Origin of the sequence: Cryobacterium sp. 10I1 (genome assembly GCF_035019805.1) — a bacterium.
Taxonomy (GTDB): Bacteria; Actinomycetota; Actinomycetes; order Actinomycetales; family Microbacteriaceae; genus Cryobacterium; species Cryobacterium glucosi.
In genome coordinates, this window is the sequence record NZ_JASJVF010000161.1 from 1 (window position 1) to 7,785 (window position 7,785).

Annotated in this window: 5 protein-coding genes; 3 read left to right on the plus strand and 2 right to left on the minus strand. The window is 69.0% G+C overall.

Features of this window, described 5'->3' with window-relative positions:
* Nucleotides 1-514 (minus strand): LssY C-terminal domain-containing protein (locus QN345_RS13135; protein ID WP_416347665.1); only part of this gene is annotated, 514 nt, incomplete at its 3' end.
* A gap of 50 nt (nt 515-564) precedes the next feature.
* Here QN345_RS13135 and QN345_RS13140 point away from each other — a divergent pair.
* Nucleotides 565-1,581 (plus strand): MDR family oxidoreductase, encoded by a 1,017-nt coding sequence (locus QN345_RS13140; protein ID WP_134449191.1) that lies wholly within the window; start codon nt 565-567, stop codon nt 1,579-1,581.
* Between the two features lie 366 nt (nt 1,582-1,947).
* Complete coding sequence (locus QN345_RS13145; protein WP_323504627.1) at nt 1,948-4,641, plus strand: helix-turn-helix transcriptional regulator; 2,694 nt, start codon at nt 1,948-1,950, stop codon at nt 4,639-4,641.
* A 41-nt stretch (nt 4,642-4,682) separates the two neighbouring features.
* On the opposite strand, the gene QN345_RS13150 is transcribed toward QN345_RS13145, so the two are convergent.
* The gene (locus QN345_RS13150; protein WP_134449193.1) at nt 4,683-6,020 is read right to left on the minus strand and encodes a glycosyltransferase family 2 protein; all 1,338 of its coding nucleotides are present in this window, start codon (nt 6,018-6,020) and stop codon (nt 4,683-4,685) included.
* 315 nt (nt 6,021-6,335) lie between these two features.
* On the opposite strand from QN345_RS13150, the gene QN345_RS13155 reads away from it, so the two are divergent.
* Nucleotides 6,336-7,697: a nucleotide sugar dehydrogenase gene (locus tag QN345_RS13155; protein ID WP_323504626.1), complete on the plus strand. Its 1,362-nt coding sequence runs from the start codon at nt 6,336-6,338 to the stop codon at nt 7,695-7,697.
* The last annotated feature ends 88 nt before the right edge of the window (nt 7,698-7,785 follow it).

Sequence of the window (7,785 nt, forward strand, 5' to 3'; positions counted from 1 at the left end):
CGGCGACCTCCTGCTGGTAGGCGAAGTCCTGCATCCGGTCGAACAGGAACAGCGGACTGACCGGCGCCTCGTCATAGCTGCGCCTCGCGAGCGTCGCCGAGACCATCCTCCAGGTCGTGCCTGGCGTGATGTCGTCCGCCCGCGTCCACCCTGCCGCGGCGAGCGCCTGCTGCAGCTGCTCCGCCGTGCCGGTGATAGCGAGGTTGACCGGGTCGCCGAGGAGGCCGTCGCTCGTGCGGGTCCTGCCGATGAAGTAGTGGGGAACGTACAACTGGGTCAGGATCCGGTGCAGCCGCGGAAGCACAAGGTAGGCCAGAAGCACCCAGAAGAGCACAGCGAACCAGAGCGCACCCCAGCCGAGCTGAAAACTCTCGTTCACGAGCAGAACGGCGAGCCAGACCGCGGCGAACCCCGCGAAGACGAAGAAGAAGGCGTCGATTCCCGCGCTCACCGAGAGCCGGCGCGGCACGACCCGCACCTTCTCTGGCACGACGGCGGCGGTCATAGCGCTCATGCTACCGACTAGGCCGAACGCGGGCGAGGGGCGGGAAGTAGGCTCGGAGCATGACTCCTGAGACTCAGTTCCGCGCCATCGTCGTCGAACGAACCGTTGCGGAGGACGGCGCCACGTCGCAGCACGCGGCGCTCACGCTCGTCGACGATTCCTTCCTGATGCCGGGTGACGTGACCATCACCGTCGACTACTCGAGCCTCAACTACAAGGACGGGCTCGCGCTCGCCGGTCGCCCCGGGGTCATTCGCTCCTGGCCCCTCATCGCCGGGATCGACCTCGTCGGCACCGTCGAGTCGAGCGAGGACCCGCGCTGGGCGCCAGGAGACCGGGTCATCCTGAACGGCTCAGGCCTGGGCGAGACCCACCACGGCGGCCTCGCCGAACGCGCGAGGGTCTCCGGCGCGTCCCTGGTACGCCTGCCCGCCGGAATCAGCGCCCTCAGGGCCGCCGCGATCGGCACGGCCGGATTCACCGCCATGCTCGCCGTGCTCGCGCTCGAACGCGCCGGGACAACGCCGGACTCCGGCCCTGTGCTCGTCACCGGCGCCGCAGGCGGAGTCGGTTCGATCGCGGTGGCCCTGCTCTCGGCCAGGGGCTACCGGGTGACGGCATCGACCGGTCGCGTCGACGAACTCGGCGACTACCTCCGCGGCCTCGGGGCCGAGGCGATCCTGGACCGGAGCACCCTCTCCGAGCCCGGAAAACCGCTCCAGGCCCAGCGCTGGGCCGCGGCCGTCGACTCCGTCGGAAGCGCCACCCTCGCCAATGTCCTCGCCCAGGCGAACTACGGGGCCGTGATCACCGCGTGCGGCCTCGCCCAGGGCGCCGACCTCCCGACGACGGTGATGCCCTTCATCCTGCGCGGGGTCAGCCTTGTCGGCATCAATTCCGTCGAGGCTCCATTGGCCCTCCGGGAACAGGCATGGTCGCGGCTCGAATCCGACCTCGACCTGGCGCTCCTCGACGGCCTGACGTCGAGCATCACGCTCGAGGAAGCGATCCCGGCGGCCGATGACATCCTCGCGGGTCGGCTGCACGGGCGCACGGTCGTCGCGATCCACGAATAGCGCGGTCAAACACGATTTAGTCGTGGCAGAACCGCCCAGTACCGCTATCACAGCGGATGCCCCTCCGCGCACCCCCAGGCTTTCGGCGCGCCGTAATCCCCCACTAGTGGGGGATACCTTGGAAGAAAATGAGCGTACCTTGCATAACAGGAACCCCCTTCACCGGGGGTGACAGGTCCCGGACCACCCATTCCGGGACGGCACACAGGTAGTAATGCAGAGCACCGACTCATCCCCGAGGCGGCTGCTGTACTCCCCCAACAGAGTGATCCGCACGCACTCGTTACCCGAAACGAAGCGCCGTCTCATGAATGAACTCCTTCACCGACCCCCGGAATGGCCCGGAATGATTCCTGGGGTCGTCGCATGAAGTCCAGCATCCACCGCGACGCGCTGGGCGCGATCCTCGAACTCGCAACCGCCCCTCATGAGTCAGCCATGCTGGTCGTCGGGGAGCCCGGATCCGGCAAATCGCGCCTGCTCGCCTCCGTCGAACCGATCCCCGGGATCGAGATCTTCCGGGTCAGGATCAATCCTGCGGAAGCCGGCTTCCCGCTCTCCGGCCTCTCGGCCTTCGTCGCCTCGTTCCAGACCCCGGCCGCCGCAGCGCTCTCGAGCGAACTCCTCATCCCCGGCGAAGCGGATGCCCAGCTCGCCGCCCGCGCGGCGGAACTCCTCGCCCTGATCCGCGACTTCACCCCCGAGACAACCCTCCTCCTGATCGACGACCTCGACCTGATGGACCTCCCGAGCCAGACCGTCTTCGCGATGGTCGCGGCGCGCCTCGGCGGCACGGGGCTGCGCCTCGTGGGCACCGTGTGCGCGGAGCCCCCCGTCGGCCCGCTCGCCTCGCTCCCGCGCATCACCCTCGACCGCCTCACCTTCGCCGAATCGATGCTCCTCGCCACGGAGCTTCTCGGGCCCCAGTCCGACGAGGCACTCCGGCGGATGCTGGCATCCTCCTCATCGGGAAGTCCGTCCGAAATCGCCAGGAACGCCCGGCTCCTGACCAGCAGGCACCTCGGGAACGCCGCCCCCGTCGCCCTGCCGTTCCGCGCCTCCCGCGCTCCCTCGACCCGGACCTCACAGGAACCGGACGACCAGCACCTCCTCCTGGCGATGCTGTCCTGCTCCTACCTCAGCAGCCAGGATCCGATCCGCCAGAGCGGCGACCCCATCCGCGGCGCCCTGGAAGAACTCCTGTCCGCGGGAACCGTCATCCGCGACGGCCGGTACCTCCGGATTTCGGACTCAGCGCTGCGTTCCCACCTCTATTGGTCCATCGACGCCGGTACCCGCGCCGAATTCCATGCCCGTGCCGCCCGCAGCGAGGACGCGCCCGGAGGGGATCCCGGCCTCGCCGCGTGGCACCGCAGCTGGGCGGATGCCGGCAGCCTCTCCTCGGACGAACTGCTCGCCTCCGCTGCCGAATTCGGCCGCAGGGGCCTGATCTGGCAGTCCGTCGAACTCGCCGAACGCGCCCTCGCCCTCGCGCTCGACGCCACCGGAAGCCCCGAGGCCCTGCTCGAGGTCGCGGAGGCGCTGTACCTGCAGGGCGAACTCTCCTATGCGGCCCGCTATGCGAGGCTCGGCCAGCGCAGGCCCGGCTCGATCGCCACGGTCACAAAGCTCGCGACCCTCCGCAGCGGGATCGAATTCATGTCGACCCACCAGCTGCTCACGACCGACCTCGACGACTGGGTCGGACCGCGCGGCGCGAGCGGCAGGGCGGAAGACCTCGCGCGCCTGCTCGGCATGAGCGCCCTCAGTCACGCCGAGCGCTGGGAAGTCGACGCCGCGCGGGAAGCCCTCGCCAGGGGCCGTCACCTCCTCGAAAGCGCGACCCCGGAGTCCGTCGAACTCCACGAGCTGTCCGCACTGCTGCTGTCTGCTCTCGAGGGTGACCCCGGCCCTTCGACCCGGATGTTCGAGCGGCTGTCCCGGCACGGCTGGACCGAGGAGACGAGCGCCAGGGCACTGTCCGTCCTCGGCCGCAGCCTCACGTTCATCGACCGATACGGCGACGCCAGGCGCGTGCTGCGCACCGTCGTCGGCCTCGAGCCCCCGCCGGACCCGATCGTCCTGCAGACGGCCAGGTACTACCTCGCAGAGAACGAGATCCTCGCCGGCAACCAATTCGAGGCCATGGCCATCATCGAATCGCTCACAGGATCCGGGACGGAACAGGTGCATCGCCGCCCGCTCCAGCTGCTGACGGCCTGGTACTGGCAGGCCCGCGGAGACCGAGCGCGCGCGGACGCGGCGATCGAGCTCTGCAACCGCAGCTTCGCGACGAGCGACCATCCGGCTCTCGCCGCCCGGCTCGTGGCAGACCAGGGCCGGTTCGCCCTCATGGAGGGCAGGTTCGACGATGCGATCGCATTCCTGCACCGGGCCGGAGCAATAGGGTCAGCATTCCGCAACCCCTCGCTGCTCCGGAGCCAGGTCGACCTGATCGAGGCATACGTGCTGTCCGGCCGGCTGCGGGAGGCCGTGATCCAGTTCCGTGAGTTCCGGGCCAGGGCCCGGCCCTTCCACACCCGGTGGACGGTGCTCGCCACGGCACGGGCCGAGGCCCTGTTGACACCCGGCGAGGCATCCATCGCCGTCTTCGAACAGGCCGCCGGCCTCTGGCAGCCTGGCGATTCGCAATTCGAGCAGGGCCGCACCCTCCTGAGCTTCGCCGACCGGCTCGTGAGCCTCGGGCACGGCAGGGAAGGCGCAGACCAGTACCTGGCCGCGCGGATGATCTTCACCCAGCTCGGTGCCATCCCGTGGGCCAGAAAAGCGGATGCCGTCCGTCTCGGCACCCACGCCCCGAGCGTCAATCCCCTCCTCGCGACCCTTGCCCCCGACGAACGGCTCGTCGCCGAACTCGTGCAACAGGGCAAGCGCAACAAGGAGATCGCCGCCGAGCTCTTCGTCTCCCTGCGCACCGTGGAGGTACGCCTCACCCGCACATACAACAAGCTCGGTGCCAAGTCCCGGTCGCACCTGATCGCGCTGCTCTCCGGCACCGGCACGGTGCTGTCAGACGGTGCGGCAAGCGGGATGGTCTGATATACGGGATGGTCTGATCGAAAGGGACCGGTCAGGTCGCGCTACCCCGGCAGGGCGTCGCCGACCGCGATCCCGGGTGTCGCCGCCGTGTTGCTCCGTCGTTCCGGACTCTTCCAGGTGCCGCTCGACCGGCCGAAGAACGCCTGCGGGATGGTCCGGAGGCAGATGAACGCGTCGACGATGCGCACGAGCGGGAAGCCGATCCCGAGCACCAGGTAATGCACCCGCCCGGTCACGATCACGACCAGGATCGTGAGCAGGTAGTCCGGCACCAGCACCCCGATGACGATGGACGCCGGAGGGACGGCCTGCGCGACCGCGATCGACACCGGGTCTGCCGAGACCTCGCCCCAGGCCGCGGCCGCAAGCGACATCAGGAGCAGCGGCAGGAAGATCAGCATCATGATGCTGCTCGTCACGAGTTCGAAGACGTAGAGGGCGAGGGCTCCCCAGAAGGTCCCGAACCGGAAACCGTGCCGGCGGACCGTCTGCCAGAAGCCGAGCGTCCACCGGCGCAGCTGTTTCGTGTAGTCCCGGAAGGTGTCGGGGTCCTGGGTGTACGCGATCGCCGCGAGGGGGTGGAAGGCGATGCGGCCGAGCCTCTTGGCATGCACCTCGAATGTCATGTTGAAGTCCTCGATCGCGAGCCCCGGGGCGGAAATGTCGATGTCGGCGAGGATCCGGCTGCGATACATGCTCGCGAAGCCGGGGACGATCGACACCACGTTCGCGAAGCGGGCGGCCTGGCCGTACTTGAGGAGGAACTGCACGACCACATAGAAGCGTTCGCGGTACGCCACGAGAAAACGGCCGAGCCGGGTCGGTGATGGCGGGTCCGTCACCGTCGCGGCGCGGCCGGCGACGGCGACGACCCCGGGATCATCGAAGTACGGCAGGCCCGTCTCCATGTAGTCGTCCGCGAGCTGCGTGTCCGCGTCGAGCAGCATCACGATCTCAAAGCGTTCGGCAAGCCGGAAGTGCGTGATCGCGGCGACGAGCGCACCGGCCTTGCCGCGGTTGGGCAGGAGCTCGACGACGTTCGCCCCGCTCTCCTCCGCGATCACCGCCGTCGTGTCCTTAGACGCGTCCGAGGCGATGAAGATATTGCCGACGGGCACGAGCCTGGCGGCCGAGCGGATCGTGTTGCGGATCACGAGTTCTTCATTGTGCGCCGCGATCAGCACGGCGACGTCCTTCGGGGTGACGCGGCCGCCTGCTCCGGAGGCCGCCCCGCCAGCGGCCTGCTGTGCGAGCCGGTGGCGCGCACTCCGCGGCCGCTTCCGGAACGCCTGCGCGACAACACGGCCCAGACCGACCGTGCCCCACAGGGCGGTGTTCACCCCGACCACGAGGACGAGCACCACGACCAGGCTCAGCATGTGATTCTCCGTCGACCGGCCGGACGCGGGGTCGCTCCGGTGGTCCGACCGTACACGCGGGACGGGGCGCCCGCGACGGCAGACAGCTGCGGTTAACCACATCCGGGTGCGGGATGCCCACACGATCCCGCAGAGTCCCGGCCATGGCTTGCCCGGATCGCAACATCTGCAGAGACTGGCCGCGGGAACACCACACGCCGCACCTCGCCGAGTCCCGAAACTCCTCGACTGACGGCGGCGCATCCGCGAACCGCACCTAACCACCGAACCGCACCTAACCTAACCACACAGACTTACCCGAACAAAGGACCTGGAATGTCAATCGAAATCGTCGACGACTCTTCCCTGCCGCTCACGCACCAGGGCCGCCAGCGCACGAACGCGGACGCCCTGCTCATCCCGGTCATCCCCCGCACCCAGTTCGACTTCGACGTCGCCATCGTGGGCCTCGGATACGTCGGGCTGCCGACGGCGCTGTCCCTGCACGCCGCAGGTCTCCGCGTACTCGGCGTCGACGTGAGCGAACGCCGGCTCGCCGTGATCCGCAGCGGTGAAGCCGACCTCCTCGAGTCAGACCGGGAGCGCCTCGAGACGGCGATGTCGGGCGACGACTTCCAGATCACGGGTGACACCTACCTCCTCGGCGACGCGGCAGCGGTCATCATCTGCGTCCCCACGCCGATCGACGAACACCTCACGCCCGACCTCGAGATCCTCGCGAGCGCGTGCACGATGGTCGTCGACGCCGCCGTTCCCGGCCAGCTCCTGATGCTCACTTCCACGACGTACCCCGGCTGCACCAGGGACCTCCTCGTCACCCCGCTGCTCGTTCGCGGCCTGACCGCAGGCAAGGACATCTTCGTGTCCTTCAGCCCGGAACGCATCGACCCCGGCAACGACCGCTACGCCCACGAGGACGTGCCGCGGGTGGTCGGCGGCGCGACCCCGGTCTGCCAGGCCGCAGGAGCCGCCCTCCTCGGCCGCTATGCCCGCAACATCCACGGTGTCAGCTCCCTCGAGGTCGCCGAGATGAGCAAGCTCCTCGAGAACACCTTCCGGGCGGTGAACATCGCCCTCGCGAACGAATTCGCCGAGGCGTGCCTCGCCCTCGGGCTGTCGGTCATCGAGGTCATCAACGCCGCAGCGACCAAGCCCTACGGTTTCATGCCCTTCTTCCCCGGCGCCGGCGTCGGCGGGCACTGCATCCCGTGCGACCCGCACTACCTGCTCTGGCAGCTCCGCAAGGCTCACGTCGACGCGCCGGTCATCGAACACGCGATGAGCGAGATCGCCGGCCGCCCGCGCCGGGTCCTCGAGCGGGTGCGCGAAACCCTCGCCGACCAGGGCAAGCCTCTCCGCGGCGCACGCGTGCTCGTTGTCGGAGTCTCCTACAAGCCCAACGTCGCCGACCTCCGTGAGTCGCCTGCGCTGGATATCCTCAGCATGCTGGCCGACCAGGGCGCGGACGTCGGGTTCCACGACCCGTTCTTCGGGTCCGTCCGGCTCAGGAACGGCAGGGAGCTCACCGCGACGGTCGACCCGGACGCATTCGGCGCCGACCTCGTGGTCCTGCACACCGACCACGACAACGTCGACTGGGAATGGCTGTCCCCGGAGGTCCTCGTGCTCGACACGACCTACCGTCGCACCGACCTGCCCCGCCGCGTGCAGCTCTGACCCCTTCTTTCCCGGGCGGATGCCGGGACTCGCCCCCGACAGGCCGGTGTCCGTTTCGGTGTGCTTCCGGTCGTTGGCGGACATCCGC